We start from the raw sequence: 20,979 nt of genomic DNA on the forward strand, positions 1-20,979 counted from the left end.
GGCCGCTGGGGACGCCGAGAGGTTCGGGTCCGACGATCTAAGGAGATTTTTCGCATGGCTATTTGGGGTGCAGATGTTGATCAGCTGAAGGCGCTGGGGTCCAAGCTGCAGGCCGGGTCGCAGGAAATCGATAACCAGAAGTCGATGCTGACCAAGGTCCTGGCGGGCACGCAGTGGATGGGTCCGGACGCGGAGAAGTTCCGCAGCGAGTGGAACGGCGAGCACGTCGCGGCCCTGACCCGGGTGTCCCAGGCGTTGCAGCAGGCCGGCCAGCAGGCGGTCCGCAACGCCACCGAGCAGCAGAGCGCCTCCGCCCGCTAAGAGCTCCGCGAGCACGGCCCGCGCAGGAAGTACCGTCAGGCCCGGACGCACCCGCGTCCGGGCCTGACGCATCCCTCCGCCGGACCGCTTTTCCGGAACCGGACAACTTTCCGTGCCGACACAATGTCAGCGTTCTAAGGCAGGATAGGTCTGTGAGCACAGCGAAGACCGCAGCAGACAGCGAATCCACGGCCACCGCCCCCGGCAGCGACGGCGGCGCCGTCCCGTCCGAGGCCATCCGCGAGGAGTACGAGCAGCTGGTCGAGGAGGTCCGCAAGCACCGCTTCGCGTACTACCAGGAGGACGCCCCGGTCATCTCCGACGCCGAATTCGACGAACTCTACCGGCGGCTGGAGACGCTCGAGGCCACCCACCCCGAGCTGGTCGCCAACGACTCACCCACCCAGGAGGTGGGCGGCGAGGTCTCCGCCGCGTTCACCGCCGTCGAACACCTCACCCGGATGTACAGCCTCGAGGACGTCTTCTCGGTCGAGGAGGTGGAAGCCTGGATCGCCAAGGCCGAGGCCGGCATCGCCAAAATCGGCAACGGCGGCACCCCGCCGCAGTGGCTCACCGAACTGAAAATCGACGGCCTGGCCGTCAACCTGCTCTACCGCGACGGCGTCCTGGTCCGCGCCGCCACCCGCGGCGACGGCACCACCGGCGAGGACATCACCCACAACGTCCTGACCATCAAGGAAATCCCGCAGCGGCTCACCGGCACGGACTTCCCCGCCGAGATGGAGATCCGCGGCGAGGTGTTCATCCCGTCCAAGGATTTCGCCGCCTTCAACGAGGCCCTGATCAACGAGGGCAAGGCCCCGCTGGCCAACCCGCGCAACGCCGCCGCCGGGTCGCTGCGGCAAAAGGACCCGGCCGAGACCGCCAAACGGCCGCTGAAGATGTACGTCCACGGCATCGGCGCCCGCGAGGGCCTGCAGACCCGGAGCCAGTCGGACACCTACCGCCAGCTCGCCGACTGGGGCCTGCCCACCAGCCCCTACTTCGAGGTGCTGCCCGGCCTGGCCGAGGTGCTGGACTTCATCAAACGCTACGGGGACAAGCGGCACAGCCTCAGCCACGAGATCGACGGCATCGTCGTCAAGGTCGACGACCTCGCCACCCAGCGGGCCCTCGGCTACACCAGCCGCGTGCCCCGCTGGGCGGTGGCGTACAAGTACCCGCCCGAAGAGGTCAACACCAAGCTGCTGGACATCGCCGTCAACGTCGGCCGCACCGGCCGGGTCACCCCGTTCGGCATCATGGAGCCGGTCAAGGTCGCCGGCTCCACCGTCAGCATGGCCACCCTGCACAACCAGGACGTCGTCAAGGCCAAGGGCGTCAAGATCGGTGACATCGTCATTCTGCGCAAAGCGGGCGACGTGATCCCGGAGATCGTCGGCCCGGTCCTGGCGCTCCGGGATCAGCAGGACCCGCCGGTCCGGGACTTCGTCATGCCCACCGAATGCCCGTCCTGCGGCACGCCGCTGGCCCCGGGCAAGGAGGGCGACGTGGACATCCGTTGCCCCAACGCCAGGTCCTGCCCCTCACAGCTGCGCGAACGCGTCTTCCACGTGGCCAGCCGCGGCGCCTTCGACATCGAGGCGCTCGGCTGGGAGGCCGCCGTCGCCCTCACCCAGCCCACCGTGCCCGAGACCCCGCCGCTGACCAGCGAGGCGGCCCTGTTCCGCCTCACCCCCGAGGACCTCGCGGACGTCCGGATCCGGCGCGAAAAGCGCAGCAAGGGCGTGGGCACCGGCGAGTACGAACTGGTCCCGTACTTTTACACCAAGGGCACGGCCAAGAACCCGTCCAAGCCCACCGCCAGCACGGTCAAGCTCTTCGCCGAGCTGGAGAAGGCCAAATCCCAGCCGCTCTGGCGCGTGCTGGTGGCCCTCTCCATCCGGCACGTGGGGCCCCGCGCCTCGCGCGCGCTCGCCACCGCCTTCGGCAGCATGGACGCGATCCGCCAGGCCTCCGAGGAGGAACTGGCCGGGGTGGACGGCGTGGGCCCCGTGATCGCCGTGGCGCTGAAGGAATGGTTCGCCGAGGACTGGCACCGCGAGATCGTGGACAGCTGGGCCGCCGACGGCGTGCGGATGGAGGACGAGGTCGACGACTCCACCCCGCGCACCCTGGAAGGCCTGACCGTGGTGGTCACCGGCAGCCTGGAGGGCTTCAGCCGGGACGAGGCGAAGGAGGCCATCCTGATCCGCGGCGGCAAGGCCGCCGGCTCGGTCTCCAAGAACACCGACTACGTGGTGGCCGGGGAGAACGCGGGCACCAAGCTGGACAAGGCCGAACAGCTGGGCCTGCCGGTGCTGGACGAGGACGGCTTCCGGGCACTGCTGGCCGAGGGGCCGGCAGGCGTGGGCGGCGGGAGTGCGGCCGATACCGAGGCCGGGACAGTCGTCGACGCCGGGGCCGACGCCGAATGAGCGGGACGGACGCGGCCTTCCCTGCCCCGGAGGCGTTCCTCGCGCTGGCCCGGGAGGCGGCCGCCGCCGGCGCCGCCGTCCTGGCCGGGCGCAGCTCGGCGGACCTGGGTGTCAGCAATAAGGGCGACGCGGGGGACTGGGTCACCGACTTCGATCTCGCCGCCGAGGCCGCCGTCCGGGGCGTCATCACCGGCGCCCGGCCCACGGACACCATCACCGGCGAGGAGGGCGGCACCGTGCTGCCCGACGACTCCAGCGGCTACCGCTGGTCCGTCGACCCGCTGGACGGCACCACCAACTTCATCCGCAACATCGTCTACTACGCCACCTCGGTGGCGGTCGCCGGGCCCGACGGGGCCTGGCTGGCCGGCGTCGTCCATGCCCCGGCACTGGGCCGGGTCTACTACGCCTCCCGCGGCCAGGGCGCCTGGCTCGACGAGAACGGCCGCCGGACCGCGCTCAACGGACCCGTCCAGGGCAGGACCGGCCAGATCCTGGCCACCGGCTTCAGCTACGACCCGGCGGTCCGCGCCGAGCAGGCCGCGGGGCTGGCGCAGCTGATGGGCGGCTTCGCCGACGTCCGCCGGCTGGGCTCCGCCGCGCTGGACCTCTGCCTGGTGGCCGATGGCACCCACGACGCCTACGGCGAACGCGGCCTGAACGAGCATGACTTCGCCGCCGGCGCCCTGATCGCGGAGGAGGCCGGCTGCTGGGTCCGCCGGCCGCGGCTGACCAGCGTGCTGAACGGCGGGCCCTCGGACGAGGAGCGCCTGGGCGCCTGGACCTGCGCCGGGCCGCTGGAGCTCTCCGGCACCTTCCCGCTCTGATACCTCAGTCACGGAATGGGCCTTTTGGCCGGGTGGCCCGCACGGCTGCCCGTACCATTGACAGGTGCCTTCGCAGATCCTCATCCGGCCCGCCGTCCCGGCCGACTTCGACGCCGTCGCCCGCATCACCACCGACGCCTACCTCGCCGCCGGGTACTTCGACGACGCCGACCACCCCTACATGCGCCAGATCCGGAAGGTCGCCGAGCGCAACGACAACGCCGTCATCTGGGTGGCCGAACGCGCCGGCGAGGTCATCGGCTCCGTCACCTTGGCCGTCGCGGGGGAGCCGTACGCGGACATCGCCCTGCCCGACGAACTGGAATTCCGGATGCTCGTGGTGGACCCGGCCGTGCAGCGCAGCGGCGCCGGAAAGGCTATGGTCGAAGCCATCATCAACCATGCACGGACCCTGCCCGGCGTCACCGGCGTGGCCCTCACCACCGGCCTGACCTGGGAAAGCGCCCACGGCCTCTACCAAAAGACCGGCTTCCAGCGGGTCCCGGAACGGGACTGGTTCGTCCCTAACACCCAGATCAAGCTGCTGGTCTACCGCCTCGACCTCTAGCGCCGGCCCTCTAGTACCGGTTCTCTGACGGCTGCCCTCGGGTAGGGTGGCCAGCATGGCACCCCGCATCCCCGAGACCATCGACCGGAAGCTGCTCGGCATCTACCTCTCGGACCATCTCACCGGCTCGACGGCGGGACTGGGCCGGGTGGAGCGGATGGCCAAGGACTTCACCGACACCCCGTTCCGGGCCGAGCTGGCCCGGCTGGTGGAGGAACTCACCCGCGAGCGGGAGCTGCTCCGGAACCTCATCCACGAGCTCGGCGTCCCGCAGCGCCCGCACCGGCAGGCGGCGGCCTGGCTGGCCGAACACGCCGGCCGGCTGAAACTCAACGGCCGGATCGTGAGCCGCTCCCCGCTGACCCTGGTGCTCGAGTCCGAACTCATGCGCGCTGCCGTCCTGGGCAAGATCGGCGGCTGGCAGACCATCCTGGAACACGCCGCCGAGCTCGGCCTCGACCCGGCCACCTACGAGCGGCTGATCGAGGATGGCCACGCCCAAATGGAGATCCTGGGCCGCATCCACGAACACGCGCGGAGGAACGCCTTCCGCGCCGGCGGCAGCATCAGCGGCTGACGGCCACCCCATAGCGGTGCTCCGGGCGGCCCGTGCTGCCGTAGCGGAGCTGGATCTCGACGGCGCCGTCGTCCGCCAGCGAGGAAAGGTAGCGCTGCGCCGTGGCCCGGGAGACACCCACCCGGGCGGCCACCTCCGCCGCCGAATACTGCTCGCCGGGGTCCAGGGATTCCAGCACGGCGGCCTCCGTGGCGGACCGCGGCCGGGCCGAGGCGGTGACGTCCCCGGGCATGAGGGACCGCTTGGCCCGCTCCACGGTTTCCTGCGTCACGGCGCCCGGCTGGGTGAGGATCCGGCGGTACCGGGCGTAGGAGCGCAGCTGCTGGGAGAGCGACTCGGACGTGAACGGCTTGAGCAGGTAGCCCAGCGCCCCGCGCCGGAATGCCACCCGCAGCGAGGCGGTGTCCGCGGCGGCGGTCAGCATGATCGTGTCCACATCCAGCTGGTGCAGCAGGTCCAGGCCGGAGGCGTCCGGGAGATACACATCCAGCAGCACCAGGTCCGGGCGGAGGCTATGGATGGCCTGCAGCGCCTGGGCCGCGGAACCGGCCGGCGGCAGGGCCAGGAAGCCGGCCACGGAGTCCACGTAGGCGGCGTGCAGTTTCGCGACGTGGAAGTCGTCGTCGACGATCAGGACGCGGAAGTCCTCAGGCATTGTCCCCTCCTTCGGGGTTCGGGGTCATGGCGGTGGTGCCGGGCAGGGTGGCGAGGAAGACGGCGCCCGGACCGCCCGGGCTGCCGCGGTCCAGCACGGTGACGTCCCCGCCGCGGCGGCGGGCCAGCTGCCGGGCCAGGGCGAGCCCCAGCCCCTGCCCGGCCCCGGCGCGTGCCGGGGTCCTGGCGGTGGTGAAACCCTCGGCGAAGACCCCGTCCGGCCCGGCATCGGACCCGCCGTCGGATGTGGGGAGCCCGTCGCCGGAGTCGCCCACGATGATGTGCAGGGTTCCGGCGGCGCCGTCCGCGCCGGGGGCGTCCAGCACCTCCACCTCCACCCAGCGGTCCGGGCCGGAGCCGGCGACGGCGGCGTTCACGGCGTTGTCGATCAGGTTCCCCAGCACCGTGGTGACGTCCTGCGGCTCCACCACCTGGCCGCGGACCAGGGTCTCCGGGCCGAGGCGCAAGCTGACCCCGCGCTCGTCCGCCTCCACGCCCTTGGCGCCCAGGAAGGCCTGCAGGTAGGGATCCTGCAGCAGCTCGGCCTGGTCCACCGGGAACTTCAGCGGGCCGGTCGCCGCAAGTCTGGCCAGGTAGTCGCGGGCCTGCTGGTGCTGCCCGATGCTCATGAACCCGGCGATGGTGTGCAGCTGGTTGGCGAACTCGTGCCGCTGCGCCCGGAGCGCGGTGGAGAGGGTGCCGACGGCGTCCAGCTGCCGGGTCAGGTGCTGGAGCTCGGTGCGGTCCCGGAGCATGACCACCCAGCCCAGGTCCTCGCGCCCGTGCAGGGCCTTGCGGGCGCTGGCCACGAGGGCACGGCCCCCGGCCACCACCTCGACGGCGTCCGCCTCGGCCGCGTCCGCCCGGGTCAGGGCGTGCAGGGCACCGGGGACGGGGGCGTCCGCCCAGGCGGTCCCGGCCAGGTCCGGCTGGTCCAGCATCCGCCGGGCCGCCGCGTTGAACACGCTGATCCGGCCGTCGGCGGAGATGCCGATCACGCCGTCGTCCACGCCCTGCAGTACCGCCACCTGGTCATGGACCAGGGTGCTGATTTCCTCCGGCTCCAGGCCCAGGGTCAGCCGGCGCAGCCGGTGCCGCAGCAGGAAGGAGGCCAGCACACCGGCCAGCAGGGCGCCGGCGGCGGTGAGGAGGATCGGGGCGATGTCCCGGCCCAGGCTCTGGCCGATCGATTCGGTGGAGTAGCCCACGCTGACCTCGCCCACCACCTGGCCCGTTGGCGCCCCGGCGCCGGGGGCGTAGACGGGGACCTTGGCGCCGGCGGAGGGGCCCAGGGTACCGGTGTTACGGGTGGTGACCTCCTTGCCGGAGAGCGCCTCGGACGGGTCGGTGCTGACCCGCTCGCCCAGCCGGTCGGCGTCGGGGTGGGCCAGCCGGAGCCCGGTCTCGTCGGTGATGACCACGAACAGCGCCCCGGTCCGGGCACGGGCGCCCTCCGCGGCGGCCATCAGCGGCCCGGTGAGCAGTTCGGCCGGCGGCGGGGTGCCGGCCTGGGCGCTGATCTGCTGCACCTCGGACCGGACTCCGGGGTCGGAGGCGACCGTGCGGGCCAGGGTCAGGGCCTGGTTCTCCGCCTCACGGCCCAGCCGGTCGTAGGTCAGCCAGGCGTGGACGGCGCCGCTGAGCAGTACCACCAGCGCCACGACGGCGAGTTGGAGCAGCAGCGTCTGGGTGCTGAAACGCAGGGGAGTGCGGCCCGTGAGGGGTCCCATGGCTGCCTCCTGGGGCGGTCCGGCGTCGTCGATCGGGTGGTGAGCAAAATGAGCACAATGCGTCCAACAAGCAGTATGCCAATCAAATGAGGCAAAGGCACCACCGTGACGCACGCCACCCTAACGTCTGTAGTGCGCATCACAGCGGAGTGGTGCGGACCACTGAAGAAGGAGCCGGCTGTGCTGGTAATACTCGGATTCGCCATGATCGCGGTGTTCATGGTGCTGATCATGACGAAGAAGCTGACGCCGGTGCTGGCGCTGATCATCGTCCCCACCGTTTTTGGACTCTTTGCCGGCGCGGGCCTGGGCATCGGTCCCATGGTGCTCGACTCGATGAAGTCGATGACCTCCACGGCCGCGCTGCTGATGTTCGCCATCATCTACTTCGGCCTGATGATCGACGTCGGGCTCTTCGACCCGCTGGTGCGGTTCATCCTGCGCAAGCTCGGCAACGACCCCGCCAAGGTGGTCCTGGGCACCGCGGTCCTCGCCGCGGCCGTCTCGCTCGACGGCGACGGTTCCACCACCTTCATCCTCACCACCGCGGCGATGCTGCCGGTGTACCTACGGCTGAAGATGAGCCCGGTGGTCCTCACCTGCGTGGCCGGCCTGGCCAACGGCACCATGAACATCCTGCCCTGGGGCGGTCCCACCGCCCGCGCCGCCACCGCGCTGAAGCTCGACGTGAACGACGTGTTCGTCCCGATGATCCCCTCGCTGGTGGTCGGCCTGGCCGTGGTCATGGTCTTCGCCTGGCTGCTGGGCCTGCAGGAACGCAACCGCCTCCGCGCCACCGCCCCGGAGATCTGGGCCGAGGGCGTTGAGTTCGGCGGAACGGCCGACGGCGGCACGGGCACCAGTGGTTCCGGCACCTCCAGCACCTCCGGCCGCCGCGCCGGCCGCACCGGCACCCCGGCCGGCGGCGCCCCCGCGGGTGGCTCCGGCGTCGCAGTCCTGGAACGCACCGAAAACCTCGTGGACGATCGCGACTCCGCCATGGCGGACACCGCCCTGGATCCGGACCGCGCCACCCTGCGGCCGAAGCTGTTCTGGTTCAACCTGGCCCTGACCGTGGCCGTCATGGTGACCCTCGTGGCCAACATCATGCCGCTGCCCTTCGTGTTCATGGTCGGCTCGGCAGTGGCCTTGCTGGTCAACTTCCCGAAGATCAAGGAGCAGAGCGCGCAGCTGATCGCCCACGCACCCTCGATCGTCGCCGTCGTCAGCATGGTCATGGCCGCCGCTGTCCTCACCGGCGTCCTCAACGGCACCGGCATGGTCAAGGCCATGTCCGAGTGGCTGGTGCAGATCATCCCGTCCGACATGGGCCCGCTGATGGCCGTCATCACCGGCATCCTGAGCATCCCGATGACGTTCTTCATGAGCAACGACGCCTTCTACTTCGGCGTCCTTCCGGTCCTGAGCGAAACCGCCGCCCACTACGGCGTCGGCGCGGCGGACATGGCCCGCGCCTCCATCACCGGCCAGCCCTTCCACCTGCAGAGCCCGTTGGTCCCGGCCATCCTCCTGCTGGTCTCCCTGGCCAAGGTGGACCTGGGCGACCACCACAAGAAGGTCCTCTGGCGCACCGCCGTCATCTCCCTGGTCATGCTCGGAGTAGGCCTGGCCACCGGAGCCATCGGCATCGGCTGACAACGAAAGAGAAAAACAAAAGGAGGCAGGGGCGGAAGTTTTTCCGCCCCTGCCTCCTTTGCGTTGTCCGGGCCCCGAGCCCCGGACAGGGGCCGTGAGGTGAGGTAGGCACATCGGCGACGGGACGGACATCCGCCAGCGTGCGTCTAAGCGAGGGCCCCCGCCGTCAGGGTTCCCTGCCCGAGGGGCCACGCCGGCGCGGGACCCGGCCTGAGCTTGCGAAGGCTGGGAGCCGGTGGGGACTTGCGAGGGGAGGGGGACGGTGGGGGTGGACGAGCGAGCACGCGGAGGATCGTCCGGCCCGCCGCCGAAAGGCAGCAGGCCGTCCCACGGCGGCCACGCCGGGCGGTAAGCGTAGTTCAACCCACGTAGACTGGGACGGAAAATAATCCGAACCTTGCAGGGGAGATCCATGGCTGCGATCAACCGCGACGACGTCGCGCATCTCGCGCGTCTCGCGCACATCGAGATGAGTGCTGAAGAGCTGGACAGGATGGCCGGCGAGCTCGCCGTCATCGTCGAATCGGTCAAGTCCGTCAGTGAAGCCGCCGGGGAAGACGTCCCCGCCACGTCCCACCCGATCCCGCTGACCAACGTCTTCCGCGAGGACGTCGTCGGCCACACGTTCACGGCCGAGCAGTCGCTCTCCGGCGCCCCCGACGCGTACGAGGGCCGCTTCAAGGTCCCGGCCATCCTGGATGAGGACTAAGACATGACTGACACCAACGAACTGATCCGCCTCTCCGCCGCCGCGCTCGCCGAGAAGCTGGCCGCCCGCGAGGTCACCGCCGTCGAGGTCACCCAGGCCTACCTGGACCGCATCGCCGCCGTCGACGGCCAAGTCAACGCCTTCCTGCACGTCAACGGCGAGGAAGCCCTCGCCGTCGCCGCCGAGGTGGACGCCATCCGCGCCGCCGGCGGCGCCGAAGCCGAGGCCCTGCACGTCCTGGCCGGCGTCCCGATCGCCGTCAAGGACCTGATCGTCACCGTCGGCCAGCCCACCACGGCCGGCTCGAAGATCCTCGAGGGCTGGCACAGCCCCTACGACGCCACCGTCGTCGAGCGCCTGCGCGCGGCCAGGATGCCGATCCTGGGCAAGACCAACCTGGACGAATTCGCCATGGGCTCCTCCACCGAGCACTCCGCCTACGGCCCCACCCGCAACCCGTGGGACCTGGACCGCATCCCCGGCGGGTCCGGCGGCGGGTCCGCCGCGGCGGTGGCCGCGTTCGAGGCCCCGCTGGCCCTCGGCACGGACACCGGCGGCTCCATCCGCCAGCCCGGCGCCGTCACCGGCACCGTCGGCGTCAAGCCCACCTACGGCGGCGTCTCCCGCTACGGCGCGATCGCCATGGCCTCCTCGCTGGACCAGATCGGCCCGGTCTCCCGCACCGTGCTGGACTCCGCGCTGCTGCACCAGGTGATCGGCGGCCACGACCCGCGCGACTCCACCTCGCTGCCGGACCCGCTGGAGGACCTGGTGGCCGCCGCCCGCACCGGCAACGTCGAGGGCATGAAGATCGGCATCATCAAGGAACTCCACGGCGAGGGCTACCAGGCCGGCGTCGAGAACCGCTTCAACGAGGCACTCGAGCTGCTCAAGGGCGCCGGCGCCGAGATCGTCGAGGTCTCCTGCCCGAACTTCAAGTACGCCCTGGGCGCCTACTACCTGATCATGCCCTCGGAGGCCTCCTCCAACCTGGCAAAGTTCGACGGCGTCCGGTTCGGCCTGCGCGTGCTGCCCGAAGAGGGTCCGCTGACCATCGAACGCGTCATGGGCGCCACCCGCGCGGCCGGCTTCGGCGACGAGGTCAAGCGCCGCATCATCCTGGGCACCTACGCCCTGAGCGCCGGCTACTATGACGCATACTACGGTTCGGCCCAGAAGGTGCGCACCCTGATCCAGCGCGACTTCGACGCCGCGTTCGCCCAGGCCGACGTGCTGATCTCCCCGACGGCGCCCACCACGGCGTTCAAGCTCGGCGAGAAGCTGGACGACCCGCTGGCGATGTACCTCAACGACGTCGCCACCATCCCGGCGAACATGGCCGGTGTCCCCGGCCTGTCCCTGCCCGGCGGCCTGGCGGACGAGGACGGCCTGCCCGTCGGTGTCCAGCTGCTGGCCCCGGCCCGGCAGGACGCCCGCCTCTACCGTGTCGGCGCCGTGCTCGAGTCGCTGCTCGAGGAACAGTGGGGCGGTCCCCTGCTGGCGAAGGCCCCTTCACTCACTGATTCTTCTACGGCTGCTTCTTCTGCGGCTGCCGCCGCCCTGAGCCACGGAGGTTCACACTAATGACTGACGCAACCCTCAGCTTCGAAGAGGCGATGGAGAAGTACGACCCCGTCCTCGGCTTCGAGGTCCACGTCGAGCTGAACACCAAGACCAAGATGTTCTCCTCCGCGCCGAACGTCTTCGGCGACGAGCCGAACACCAACGTCAATGAGGTGGACCTGGGCCTCCCGGGCGTCCTGCCGGTGGTGAACAAGACCGCGATCGAGTCCTCGATCAAGATCGGCCTGGCGCTGAACTGCACGATCGCCGAGTCCTGCCGTTTCGCCCGGAAGAACTACTTCTACCCGGACACCCCGAAGAACTTCCAGACCTCGCAGTACGACGAACCCATCGCCTACGACGGGTACTTGGACATCGAGCTCTCCGATGGCACCGTCTTCCGGGTCGAGATCGAACGCGCCCACATGGAAGAAGACGCCGGCAAGCTCACCCACATGGGCGGCGCCGCCGGACGCATCCAGGGCGCGGACTACTCGCTGGTGGACTACAACCGCTCCGGCGTGCCGCTGGTGGAGATCGTCACCAAGCCGATCGAGGGCGCCGGCAGCCGCGCCCCCGAACTGGCCAAGGCCTACGTCGCCGCGATCCGCGAGATCGTCAAGAACCTCGGCGTCTCGGACGCGAAGATGGAACGCGGAAACGTCCGCTGCGACGCTAACGTCTCGCTCCGCCCGCACGGCCGCGAACGCTTCGGCATCCGCTCCGAGACCAAGAACGTGAACTCGCTGCGCGCCGTCGAACACGCCGTCCGCTACGAGATCCAGCGGCACGCCGCCGTCCTGGATGCGGGTGAACCGGTCATCCAGGAGACCCGGCACTGGCACGAGGACACCCGCTCCACCACCTCGGGCCGGCCCAAGTCCGACGCGGACGACTACCGGTACTTCCCGGAACCGGACCTGGTGCCGGTCGTCGCCTCCCGTGAATGGGTCGAGGAGCTCCGGGCCACCCTGCCCGAGCCGCCGGCCGCCCGCCGCAAGCGCCTACAGGCCGACTGGGGCTACTCCGACCTGGAGTTCCGCGACGTCGTCAACGCCGGCGTCATGGACGAGATCGAGGAAACCATCGCAGCCGGCGCCACCCCCACGGTGGCCCGCAAATGGTGGATGGGCGAGATCGTCGGCCGCGCCAAGAACGCCGACGTCGACCCCGGCCAGCTGGGCGTCAACCCGGCCACCATCGTGGAACTGAATACCATGGTGGAGGCCGGCAAGATCAACAACAAGATGGCCTCCGAGGTCCTCGACGGCGTCCTCGCCGGCGAGGGCACCCCGGCGGAAATCGTCGAGAAGCGCGGCCTCGCCGTGGTCTCCGACGATGGCCCGCTGCTCGAAGCCATCGACGCTGCCCTCGCCACGCAGCCGGACGTCGCGGACAAGATCCGCGGCGGCAAGGTCCAGGCGATCGGCGCGATCGTCGGCGGCGTCATGAAGGCCACCCGCGGCCAGGCCGACGCCGGCCGTGTCCGGGAGCTGATCCTGGAGCGCCTCGGCGTCGAAGGCTAGAGCCTAAGCCCCCACCAGATCGGTCATGATCGTCTGCAGCGCCTCGCAGACCATCATGACCGATCGGCGTTTAAGGTTCTCCGGCCGCGCCAGCAGGTCGATCCGGCGCCGGGTGCTGATCCCCTCCAGCGGCTTGAGCACGATCGAGGGGTTCAGCACCGGCCGGGCGGTGTGCCGGGGGAGCAGCCCGATCACGCTCCCCGCGGCCACCAGCGCCGCCACCGTGGAGTAGTCGTTGATCCGGTGCACGATATTCAGCTCCCGGCTGGCCACGGCGGCGACGGCGGAGAGCACGTCCGCGGGGGAGTAGCCGGCGTGGCTGGTCACCCAGGGCTCGCCGACGACGTCGTCCGCGCTCACCGCCCGCTGCCCGGCCAGCCGGTGGCCCGCCGGCAACGCCACGTCCAGCGGTTCGTGCGCCAGCGGAATCACCGCCACCCGCTCCTCGGGCCAGCGCGGGCTGTGGTCCATCCGGTGGGCCAGGACCAGGTCGTAGCGGGCGGTCAGGGCCGGGAAGTCCTGCTGTGCGACGTCTTCGTCGGAGAGCCGCACCTCCGGCCGGCCCGGCCCCGCCAGCAGCCGGGCCAGCGGCGCGAACAACGCCTGCCCCGCGCTGTGGAACCCGCTGAGGGTCACCGGCGCGGCGGGGGAGCCGTGGTATTCGCCGATCGCGGCGCGGGCCTCGGCCATGGCGCTGACGACGGCGGCCCCGGCGTCGGCGAGCACCTGCCCGGCCTCGGTGAGTACCAGGTTCCGGCCCTCCTTGCGGGTCAGCGGCACCTCCACGGAGCGCTGCAGCGCCGCCAGCTGCTGGGACACCGCCGAGGGGGTAACCAGCAGGGTTTCGGCGACGGCCTTGACGCTGCCCAGGGCGCCGAGTTCGCGGAGCATTTCGAGCTGGTGGATTTCCATGCCCACCATCCTACGGCTAAGAAAAATCTAAATCGTCGATTGAGAAATTTTCGGTTGTGCTAATGCATCCGGGCGGTTGTAATGGGGTGAGTTGACCCACACCCCGCCACCTCCCCGGCGGCACCAGCACAGTAAGGCAGGCCCATGAAGGCTCTCTACAAGTCCGGAGCGCACGCCGGATTCGACCTCGTCGACCGGCCGGAACCGGAGACCGGGGCCGGGGACGTCAAGATCCGGGTGATGACCACCGGCATCTGCGGCACGGACCTGCACATCCAGTCCTGGGACGCCTGGGCCCAGGGCATGATCAACGCCCCGCTGATCGCCGGCCACGAGTTCTACGGCGAGGTGGTGGAGGTCGGCGAGGACGTCCTGGACGTCAAGGCCGGCGACCGGGTTTCCGGCGAAGGCCACATCGTCTGCGGGATCTGCCGCAACTGCCGCGCCGGCCGCAAGCAGATGTGCATCAATACCGTCAGCGTCGGCGTCCAGCGCGACGGCGCCTTCGCCGAATACGTCGTGATCCCCGAGACCAACGTCTGGGTCCACCACGACCCGTCCGTCACCCCGGAACTCGGCGCCATCTTCGACCCGTTCGGCAACGCCGTCCACACCGCCCTGAGCTTCCCGCTGGTCGGCGAGGACGTCCTGATCACCGGCGCCGGACCCATCGGCCTGATGGCGATCGCCGTCGCCCGCCACGCCGGCGCCCGCAAGATTGCCATCACCGACGTCTCCGCCCCGCGCCTGGCCCTGGCCCGCACGCTCGGCGTCGACCTCGCGATCGACGTCTCCACCACCCGGGTCAAGGACGCCCAGCGCGAACTGGGCATGCGCGAGGGCTTCGACGTCGGCATGGAAATGTCCGGCCACCCCACCGCCCTGCCGGAAATGATCGAGAACATGAACCACGGCGGCCGGATCGCCATGCTCGGCCTGCCCAGCCAGTCCATCGACATCGACTGGGGCAAGGTCGTCACCCACATGCTCACCATGAAGGGCATCTACGGCCGCGAGATGTTCGAGACCTGGTACGCCATGAGCGCCATGCTCTCCTCCAACCCGGTGCTGCACGCGAACATCTCTGCCGTCGTCACCGACACCCTGCCCGCCTCCGAGTGGGAGAAGGGCTTCGAGATCGCCCGTGCCGGCGTCGGCGGCAAGGTCGTCCTCGACTGGACCGGCTTCTAGGCCCCGGCCCATTCCGGTACCGTACAACCACCCACCCAGCCCAGGAGCGCACCGACCATGTATTCAGCCATCAAGGACCAGCTGCAGCACGAACTCGATGAGATCCGCAGCGCCGGCCTGTTCAAGACCGAGCGGCACATCGATTCGCCGCAGGCCAACCACATCACGGCCGGCCAGCTCGGCCAGCCCGGCACGGACGTGCTGAACTTCTGTGCCAACAACTACCTGGGCCTGGCCGACCACGCGGAGATCATCGCCGCCGCCAAGGACGCCATGGACTCCCGCGGCTTCGGCATGGCCAGCGTCCGCTTCATCTGCGGCACCCAGGACCTTCACCTGGCCCTGGAGAAGCGCGTCTCGGCGTTCCTCGGCACCGAGGACACCATCCTGTTCTCCTCCTGCTTCGACGCCAACGGCGGGGTCTTCGAGTCCCTCTTCGGCCCGGAGGACGCGGTCATCTCCGACGCCCTGAACCACGCCTCCATCATCGACGGGATCCGGCTCTGCAAGGCCCGCCGCTTCCGCTACGCCAACCGGGACATGGCCGACCTCGAGGCCCGCCTGATCGAGGCGGACAACCAGGAGAATCCGGCCCGCCGCAAGATCATCGTCACCGATGGCGTATTCTCCATGGACGGTTACCTCGCCCCGCTCGAGGCGATCTGCGACCTGGCCGACAAGTACGACGCCATGGTCATGGTGGACGACTCGCACGCCGTCGGCTTCATGGGTCCCACCGGCGCCGGCACCCCCGAACACGCGGGCGTCTCGGACCGGGTGGACATCTACACCGGCACCTTCGGCAAGGCCCTCGGCGGTGCCTCCGGCGGCTACGTCTCCGGCCGCCGCGAGGTCGTCGCCATGCTCCGGCAGAAGGCCCGCCCCTACCTGTTCTCGAACTCCCTGGCCCCCGCGATCGTCGCCGCCACCCTGAAGGCCCTGGACCTGGTGGAGAACTCCGCGGAGCTGCGCGGAAAGCTCTTCGCCAACGCCGGGCTGTTCCGCCGCCGGATGGCCGAGGAGGGCTTCGAGCTGCTCGACGGCGAACACGCGATCGTCCCGGTGATGTTCGGCGACGCCGTCATGGCCGCCAAGGTCGCCGACGCCATGCTCGGCCACGGCGTCTTCGTCACCGCCTTCAGCTACCCCGTGGTCCCCAAGGGTGCCGCCCGGATCCGCGTCCAGCTCTCGGCCGCGCACAGCACCGACGACGTCGAACGCTGCGTCCAAGCGTTCGTGGCCAGCCGCGCGGAGGTCGCCGCCGCGTAGCAACCCGGTCCGCAAGACCTGCTGACGGATGTCCCCGCCGGGTGCGAGGATGGGTCACATGTCAGCTCATTACGATGTTGTGATTGCCGGCGGCGGCATTGCCGGACTGTCCCTGGCCTCGGCGCTGGCCGGCAAGTGCAGCGTGGCGCTGGTCGAGGCCGAGCAGACGCTGGGCTACCACACCTCGGCGCGCTCGGCCCGGCAGCTCATCCCCAGTTACGGCCCGCCCGTGGTCCGGGACCTGACGCTGCGCACGCTGGAACTGATCGGCACGCACGAGGGCACCCGCCCCGAACCCGTCCTCTCGCCCCGGCGGTTTATGCTGATCGGCGACGAGGACGCGGTCCGCGAGCAGGCCAGCGGCTTCATGCACCTGATCGGCCACGACGAGGCGCTCAAGCTCTGCCCGGCGCTGAAACCGGAGAGCTTCACCTCCGCCGGGCTGGACTCCGGCTCCTTCGCCTGCAACGCCTCCCTGCTGCTGGAGGACCACCGGGAGCGGGCCGTCGCCGGCGGCGTGGACATCATCACCGGCGCCCGCATCCACTCCGCGCAGCGCACGGGCTCGGGCTGGGAACTGGGCGCCGGGCAGGAGGCGCTCTCCACCGCCGTCGTGGTCAACGCCGCGGGCGCCTGGGCGGATGAGCTCGCCGTCCTTGCCGGCGTCGAGAAGCTCGGCCTGCAGCCCTTCCGCCGCACCGCGGCGATCGTCGACGTCGAGAATCCGCTTCCGCCCGGCTGCCCGATGGTGGCCGCCACGGACAGCTTCTACTTCCGCCCGGACGGCAGGCACCAGGTGCTGATCTCGCCCTCGGAGAAGGTCCCCAGCGGACCCGAGGACGCCCGGCCGTACCCCGGCGACGTCGAGGCCCTGATCGCCCGCTTGAACGAGGTGACCACCCTCGGCATCAACGCCGTCAGCCGGGCCTGGACCGGGCTGCGCACCGAGGCCTCCGACGGCATCCCGGTGGTGGGGTTCGACGCCGAGGCGCCGGGCTTCTTCTGGCTCGCCGGCCAGGGCGGCTATGGCTTCCAGACCTCCTCCGGGATCGCCGAACTCGCCGCCGGACTGATCCTCGCCGGTCAGGCGGCCGGGGCGCCGTTCCCGGCCGACAGTCCGGCATCCCGGACAGCGGCGGCGCTGGCGGCGACGCGGATGTCCATCCGGGCCTGAAGAATGGACCCATGAGCACCCTGATCACCAATATCGGCGAACTGATGACGCAGGACCTCGAGTACCGGGTCCTGCACGACGCCGCCGTGGTCATCGAGGGCGAACGCATCGCCTGGCTGGGCCCCGCCGGGGACGCCCCGGCCGCGGACGACGCCATCGACGCCGCGGGGCGTGCGCTGCTGCCCGGCTGGGTGGACTCGCACACGCACCTGGTCTTCGCCGGCGACCGAACCGCGGAGTTCGAGGCGCGGATGGCGGGGGAGGAGTACAGCGCCGGCGGCATCGCCGTGACCATGGGCGCGACCCGGGCGACCGGTGACTTCGACCTCACCCGCCTGGCGCTGGGCCGGGTGGCGGAGGCCGTCTCGCAGGGCACCACGTACCTGGAGACCAAGACCGGCTACGGGCTTGACGTGGACAACGAGGCCCGCAGCGCCCGGATCGCCTCCACGGTCGCCGACGAGGTCACCTACCTCGGCGCCCACCTGGTCCCGGCTGGCATGGACGCCGAGGAGTACACGGACCTGGTCTGCGGTCCGATACTTGCAGCGGTCCGGCCCTACGTGCGCTGGGCCGACGTCTTCTGCGAACGCGGCGCCTTCACCGAGGAGCAGTCCCGCCGCGTGCTGGCGGCCTGCCGGGAGGCTGGCCTGGGCCTGCGGCTGCACGGCAACCAGCTCGGCGAGGGCCCGGGCGTGCGGCTGGCGGTGGAGTTCGGGGCCGCCAGCGTGGACCACGTGAATTACCTGTCCCGGGAGGACGTGCGCGACCTCGCGGACAGCTGGTCCGGCTGGGAAGCCGCGGCCGGCGCCGGGGAGCGCGGCACGGTGGCCACCTGCCTGCCGGCCTGCGACCTCTCCACCCGGCAGCCGCTGGCCCCCGGCCGCGAACTGCTGGACGCCGGCGTCCAGCTGGCCCTCGCCTCCAACGCCAACCCCGGCACCTCCTACACCAGCTCCATGGCCTTCTGCGTCACCACCGCGGTGCTGCAGATGCGGCTCAGCGTGCACGAGGCGGTCCGCGCCGCGACCTACGGCGGGGCGCTGGCGCTGGGCCGGGAGTCGGGGAACGACGTCGACGGCGAACGCGCTGTGGGGTCGATCGCCGTCGGCCACCGCGCGGACCTGCACCTGCTCAACGCCCCCTCGGCCACCCACCTGGCCTACCGGCCGGGCATGCCGCTGACCCACGCCGTCTGGCGCGCCGGGGTCCGCGCCCGCTAAACCTTCTAGAAGACCATGGGCGGGGCGTGCAGCACGGTCTCGTCCACGCGCCGCTCCACCCACTGGCTGAACGGCTTGTCGAGTTCGTACTTCCCGTCCCCGGTGCGGTGCAGGGTGCGCAGCTCGGCGTTGTCCGGGTTGTTCAACGACTCGAAGTACTCCACGGACCAGTGGAACCAGCGCATGCAGAACAGCCGCATGGTCAGCCCGTGCGTAACGAACAGGGCGTTGGGCGCGTAGTCCGGTTTGGACCAGTGCCGGTACAGGGTCTCCATGAACGAGGAGATCCGGTCGTAGACATCGGACCCGGACTCGCCCTCGCGGAACCGGTAGAAGAAGTGCCCGTAGGCGTTCCGGAGCTCCTTCTGGTCCTCGATGTCACCGGCGATCTGGAAGTTCGCCCAGTCCTGCTCCCGCAGCCGGGGCTCCTCGATGACCCGCTCGGTCAGGTTGCCCAGGTCCAGCGCTTCGAGGGTCTGGTAGGCACGCAGATAGGGGGAGACGTAGACGCAGACCTGCTGCCCGTCCAGCTGGCGGCGGAGTTCGACGCCGGCGGCCCGGGCCTGCTCGACGCCCAGATCGGTCAGCGGGATGCGGTAATCGGGCACCCGGTTGTAGATGGAGGTGTCGGCATTGGCGGCGGACTGGCCGTGCCGGATCATCAGGATTTTCCCGGGCGCGCTCACAGCCCCAGCTTAGGCGCGTCCGGCCAACTCCCGGCAACGGCAGGCAAGATAGGACCATGCTGGTTACCTCCCGCCGCCGTGTGCGGTTCGAAGTATGGATTGTGCTGGGACTCTCGCTGGGGCAGTCGGCGGTGTACTCGGTGGTGCAGTTGCTGGACAAGCTCTCGCAGGCGCCGCTGGCCCAGGGGACCTCAACGCTGAACCGCTCCCAGAGCAGCCGCGAGTACTTCGACCTGACCTACCAGCTGCTGGACATCGCCTTCGCGCTCGTCCCCGTGCTGCTGGTGCTCTACTTCCTCACCGGTCCCCGCGAGCCGGGGACCCCCGGCGGCTCGGCATTCCGGAAGCTCGGGTTCGATTTCGCACGCCCCGGAAAGGACCTGCTGCAGGGTGTGGGCCTGTTCCTGCTGATCGGCATCCCGTCGCTGGGCCTCTATGCCGCCGGCCGGGCCCTGGGCATCACGACGGCGATCATCCCGAGCGCGCTGGGCACCTACTGGTGGACCGTGCCCGTCCTGGTCCTCTCCGCCATCCGGCACGGGATCGTCGAGGAGGTGATCGTGGTGGGATACCTGCTGGACCGGTTCGGTAAACTCGGCTGGCGGCTGCCGGCGGCCATCGCCGCGAGCTCAATCCTGCGCGGCAGCTACCACCTGTACCAGGGGTTCGGGCCGTTCATCGGCAACGCCATCATGGGCGTCATCTTCGCCCTGGTCTACACCCGGACCCGGCGGGTGATGCCGCTGGTGATCGCGCACGCGCTGCTGGACATCGTGGCGTTCGTGGGCTTCAGCCTGTTCGGCAAGGCGGTCGGCCTGGGCTGAGGCTTCTGGGATTCCTGCGGAGACGTGTCCTGCGGTGCCCTGACCCGCACGACGAGGCGGGGAGCGGCTTAAAGAGTTTCGGCCCCCGGCGGCGGGTGGCGTCATTGACACCCGCGGCCGGCGGCCGAAGTTGTGGCGGGCCGAAGCCCTAGATGGTGACGGCTCCGGAAGCGGTCTCGAAGGTGACCGAGAGGATGCCCGGCGTGCCGTGCGGGGCCTGCCAGTTCACGGCCACGTCCTCCAGCGGCTTCTCCACCGGTTCGCCCAGCCACTCGGTGACCCGCTGCGCGGAGCCCGCGATGGTCAGCTCGGACATCTTCACCGAGCTCTCGTAGGCGTTGGACGGGTGCAGGGCCGGGTCGCCCTCCCACTTGAGCATGTAGGGCACCTGCGGATCCGCGATCAGGCCCAGGATGCCGATCTGCTTCCAGACCAGTTCACGGCCATCGGGGAACTTGCGGTTGCCGTTGACCGCGGCGCGGCCCAGGCGTTCCTCGAAGGGTGCCAGGTCGTCGACCTCAACGCACCAGCCCATCCAGCCGCCGCCGGCGGCGGAGCGGGCGCGGACCGCCTGGCCGAACGGTGCCTTGTCCGACGCCGGGTGGTCCAGGACCTCCACGACCTCCAGGTACTTGTGCCCGGCGAGGGGGATGATCATGTTGCGGGTGCCGAATCGGGGGTGCACGCCGCCCTTGACGGCCTCGACCCCGAGGGCCGTGGCGATACGGTCGGTGGTGGCCGCGAGGCCATCCTTTTCACAGGCGTAAGAGACGTGATCCATGCGCATGCCCTCATCTTGGCACTTTGTGATGGACCTCTCAGCTTAGGCTGTCCTAACCTCGCCGGCGCCGCCCGGAGGGTCCCCGTGCCGCCCGGCGCGGCCGGGGAAATCCGCCGGAGAAGCCGTCCCGGGGACCGGTTTCTTCATCTTTGTCACAAAGCTATCCGGACCGGTTTCCGGCTTCCTACACTGGGAGCAGGTCATGAGTGCCAGCGCCAAGCCCCGGCTCGCTGGCCGGCAACCCTCCTTGCGCGGTGGGGTGCCCCGGGTGAAGACCTGGCCCTCCGGCGACCGCCGGCGGGGCAAGCGCGGCGCCAGGGCCGTGACGATATTCCGGGACCTGCCAGCGG

The 20,979-nt window shown here is 70.3% G+C and carries 19 protein-coding genes and 1 riboswitch; of the genes, 14 read left to right on the forward strand and 5 right to left on the reverse strand.

Features of this window, described 5'->3' with window-relative positions:
* Nucleotides 1-54: 54 nt before the first annotated feature.
* The 5 genes from AB0305_RS16605 (at nt 55) to AB0305_RS16625 (ending at nt 4,731) form a co-directional block, all read left to right on the forward strand.
* Nucleotides 55-321: a hypothetical protein gene (locus AB0305_RS16605; protein WP_290257160.1), complete on the forward strand. Its 267-nt coding sequence runs from the start codon at nt 55-57 to the stop codon at nt 319-321.
* A gap of 152 nt (nt 322-473) precedes the next feature.
* Complete coding sequence (gene ligA, locus AB0305_RS16610; protein ID WP_364136999.1) at nt 474-2,759, forward strand: NAD-dependent DNA ligase LigA; 2,286 nt, start codon at nt 474-476, stop codon at nt 2,757-2,759.
* A complete protein-coding gene (locus AB0305_RS16615) occupies nt 2,756-3,586 on the forward strand; it encodes an inositol monophosphatase family protein (RefSeq protein ID WP_364137001.1) in 831 nt (276 codons plus the stop codon). The genes ligA and AB0305_RS16615 overlap by 4 nt, the downstream gene beginning before the upstream one ends.
* Nucleotides 3,587-3,650: 64 nt before the next feature.
* Nucleotides 3,651-4,154: a GNAT family N-acetyltransferase gene (locus AB0305_RS16620; RefSeq protein ID WP_364137003.1), complete on the forward strand. Its 504-nt coding sequence runs from the start codon at nt 3,651-3,653 to the stop codon at nt 4,152-4,154.
* A 55-nt stretch (nt 4,155-4,209) separates the two neighbouring features.
* Nucleotides 4,210-4,731, forward strand: coding sequence for a hypothetical protein (locus AB0305_RS16625; protein WP_364137005.1), 522 nt, complete (start codon nt 4,210-4,212; stop codon nt 4,729-4,731).
* Here AB0305_RS16625 and AB0305_RS16630 read toward each other — a convergent pair.
* Nucleotides 4,721-5,386 (reverse strand): response regulator, encoded by a 666-nt coding sequence (locus AB0305_RS16630; protein ID WP_364137007.1) that lies wholly within the window; start codon nt 5,384-5,386, stop codon nt 4,721-4,723. The two genes, AB0305_RS16625 and AB0305_RS16630, sit on opposite strands and share 11 nt — an antisense overlap.
* Nucleotides 5,379-7,115, reverse strand: coding sequence for an ATP-binding protein (locus tag AB0305_RS16635; RefSeq protein ID WP_364137009.1), 1,737 nt, complete (start codon nt 7,113-7,115; stop codon nt 5,379-5,381). The genes AB0305_RS16630 and AB0305_RS16635 overlap by 8 nt, the downstream gene beginning before the upstream one ends.
* Nucleotides 7,116-7,247: 132 nt before the next feature.
* On the opposite strand from AB0305_RS16635, the gene AB0305_RS16640 reads away from it, so the two are divergent.
* The 4 genes from AB0305_RS16640 to gatB all read left to right on the forward strand — a co-directional run bounded on the left by AB0305_RS16640 (nt 7,248) and on the right by gatB (nt 12,569).
* On the forward strand, nt 7,248-8,771 hold the full coding sequence (locus AB0305_RS16640) for a CitMHS family transporter (protein WP_364137011.1): 1,524 nt from the start codon (nt 7,248-7,250) through the stop codon (nt 8,769-8,771).
* Between the two features lie 412 nt (nt 8,772-9,183).
* A complete protein-coding gene (gene gatC, locus AB0305_RS16645) occupies nt 9,184-9,480 on the forward strand; it encodes an Asp-tRNA(Asn)/Glu-tRNA(Gln) amidotransferase subunit GatC (RefSeq protein ID WP_364137013.1) in 297 nt (98 codons plus the stop codon).
* Nucleotides 9,481-9,483: 3 nt separating this feature from the next.
* Nucleotides 9,484-11,064, forward strand: coding sequence for an Asp-tRNA(Asn)/Glu-tRNA(Gln) amidotransferase subunit GatA (gatA, locus tag AB0305_RS16650; RefSeq protein WP_364137015.1), 1,581 nt, complete (start codon nt 9,484-9,486; stop codon nt 11,062-11,064).
* Entirely contained in the window at nt 11,064-12,569 is a 1,506-nt protein-coding gene (gatB, locus tag AB0305_RS16655) for an Asp-tRNA(Asn)/Glu-tRNA(Gln) amidotransferase subunit GatB (protein ID WP_364137017.1), read from the forward strand. Before gatA ends, gatB begins: the two co-directional genes overlap by 1 nt.
* A gap of 3 nt (nt 12,570-12,572) precedes the next feature.
* On the opposite strand, the gene AB0305_RS16660 is transcribed toward gatB, so the two are convergent.
* Entirely contained in the window at nt 12,573-13,481 is a 909-nt protein-coding gene (locus AB0305_RS16660) for a LysR family transcriptional regulator (protein ID WP_290258438.1), read from the reverse strand.
* Between the two features lie 144 nt (nt 13,482-13,625).
* Between AB0305_RS16660 and tdh the strand changes: the two genes are divergently transcribed.
* From tdh to hutI, 4 genes are read left to right on the forward strand one after another with little or no spacing between them, the layout of a single operon-like run.
* Nucleotides 13,626-14,672, forward strand: coding sequence for an L-threonine 3-dehydrogenase (gene tdh / locus AB0305_RS16665; RefSeq protein WP_364137019.1), 1,047 nt, complete (start codon nt 13,626-13,628; stop codon nt 14,670-14,672).
* A 57-nt stretch (nt 14,673-14,729) separates the two neighbouring features.
* Nucleotides 14,730-15,941 carry a glycine C-acetyltransferase gene (locus AB0305_RS16670; RefSeq protein ID WP_364137020.1) on the forward strand — a complete coding sequence of 404 codons (1,212 nt, stop codon included), beginning with the start codon at nt 14,730-14,732 and terminating at the stop codon, nt 15,939-15,941.
* A gap of 58 nt (nt 15,942-15,999) precedes the next feature.
* The gene (locus AB0305_RS16675; RefSeq protein WP_364137021.1) at nt 16,000-17,115 is read left to right on the forward strand and encodes an FAD-dependent oxidoreductase; all 1,116 of its coding nucleotides are present in this window, start codon (nt 16,000-16,002) and stop codon (nt 17,113-17,115) included.
* Nucleotides 17,116-17,126: 11 nt separating this feature from the next.
* On the forward strand, nt 17,127-18,338 hold the full coding sequence (gene hutI, locus AB0305_RS16680) for an imidazolonepropionase (RefSeq protein WP_364137023.1): 1,212 nt from the start codon (nt 17,127-17,129) through the stop codon (nt 18,336-18,338).
* A 5-nt stretch (nt 18,339-18,343) separates the two neighbouring features.
* Here the strand turns inward: hutI and AB0305_RS16685 are convergent, their stop codons facing one another.
* A complete protein-coding gene (locus AB0305_RS16685; protein ID WP_364137315.1) occupies nt 18,344-19,000 on the reverse strand; it encodes a histidine phosphatase family protein in 657 nt (218 codons plus the stop codon).
* 80 nt (nt 19,001-19,080) lie between these two features.
* Here AB0305_RS16685 and AB0305_RS16690 point away from each other — a divergent pair, with 80 nt between their 5' ends.
* Nucleotides 19,081-19,848, forward strand: a complete 768-nt coding sequence (locus AB0305_RS16690; RefSeq protein WP_290258433.1) for a type II CAAX endopeptidase family protein — start codon at nt 19,081-19,083, stop codon at nt 19,846-19,848.
* Between the two features lie 148 nt (nt 19,849-19,996).
* On the opposite strand, the gene AB0305_RS16695 is transcribed toward AB0305_RS16690, so the two are convergent.
* Nucleotides 19,997-20,635, reverse strand: a complete 639-nt coding sequence (locus AB0305_RS16695; protein ID WP_290258432.1) for a VOC family protein — start codon at nt 20,633-20,635, stop codon at nt 19,997-19,999.
* 192 nt (nt 20,636-20,827) lie between these two features.
* Nucleotides 20,828-20,944, forward strand: a riboswitch (SAM riboswitch).
* Nucleotides 20,945-20,979 lie beyond the last annotated feature (35 nt).

It is taken from the genome of Arthrobacter sp. NPDC080086, assembly GCF_040702285.1.

What these genes read in the sequence shown, in the direction of transcription:
- AB0305_RS16625 (WP_364137005.1), top strand. Translation starts at nt 4,210, where the DNA reads ATGGCACCCCGCATCCCCGAGACCATCGACCGGAAGCTGCTCGGCATC.
- AB0305_RS16695 (WP_290258432.1), bottom strand. Translation starts at nt 20,635, where the DNA reads ATGCGCATGGATCACGTCTCTTACGCCTGTGAAAAGGATGGCCTCGCG.
- AB0305_RS16675 (WP_364137021.1), top strand. Translation starts at nt 16,000, where the DNA reads ATGTCAGCTCATTACGATGTTGTGATTGCCGGCGGCGGCATTGCCGGA.
- gatC (WP_364137013.1), top strand. Translation starts at nt 9,184, where the DNA reads ATGGCTGCGATCAACCGCGACGACGTCGCGCATCTCGCGCGTCTCGCG.
- AB0305_RS16630 (WP_364137007.1), bottom strand. Translation starts at nt 5,386, where the DNA reads ATGCCTGAGGACTTCCGCGTCCTGATCGTCGACGACGACTTCCACGTC.
- AB0305_RS16685 (WP_364137315.1), bottom strand. Translation starts at nt 19,000, where the DNA reads ATGATCCGGCACGGCCAGTCCGCCGCCAATGCCGACACCTCCATCTAC.
- AB0305_RS16605 (WP_290257160.1), top strand. Translation starts at nt 55, where the DNA reads ATGGCTATTTGGGGTGCAGATGTTGATCAGCTGAAGGCGCTGGGGTCC.
- tdh (WP_364137019.1), top strand. Translation starts at nt 13,626, where the DNA reads ATGAAGGCTCTCTACAAGTCCGGAGCGCACGCCGGATTCGACCTCGTC.
- AB0305_RS16670 (WP_364137020.1), top strand. Translation starts at nt 14,730, where the DNA reads ATGTATTCAGCCATCAAGGACCAGCTGCAGCACGAACTCGATGAGATC.
- hutI (WP_364137023.1), top strand. Translation starts at nt 17,127, where the DNA reads ATGAGCACCCTGATCACCAATATCGGCGAACTGATGACGCAGGACCTC.
- AB0305_RS16660 (WP_290258438.1), bottom strand. Translation starts at nt 13,481, where the DNA reads ATGGAAATCCACCAGCTCGAAATGCTCCGCGAACTCGGCGCCCTGGGC.
- AB0305_RS16690 (WP_290258433.1), top strand. Translation starts at nt 19,081, where the DNA reads ATGCTGGTTACCTCCCGCCGCCGTGTGCGGTTCGAAGTATGGATTGTG.
- AB0305_RS16615 (WP_364137001.1), top strand. Translation starts at nt 2,756, where the DNA reads ATGAGCGGGACGGACGCGGCCTTCCCTGCCCCGGAGGCGTTCCTCGCG.
- gatA (WP_364137015.1), top strand. Translation starts at nt 9,484, where the DNA reads ATGACTGACACCAACGAACTGATCCGCCTCTCCGCCGCCGCGCTCGCC.
- gatB (WP_364137017.1), top strand. Translation starts at nt 11,064, where the DNA reads ATGACTGACGCAACCCTCAGCTTCGAAGAGGCGATGGAGAAGTACGAC.
- AB0305_RS16635 (WP_364137009.1), bottom strand. Translation starts at nt 7,115, where the DNA reads ATGGGACCCCTCACGGGCCGCACTCCCCTGCGTTTCAGCACCCAGACG.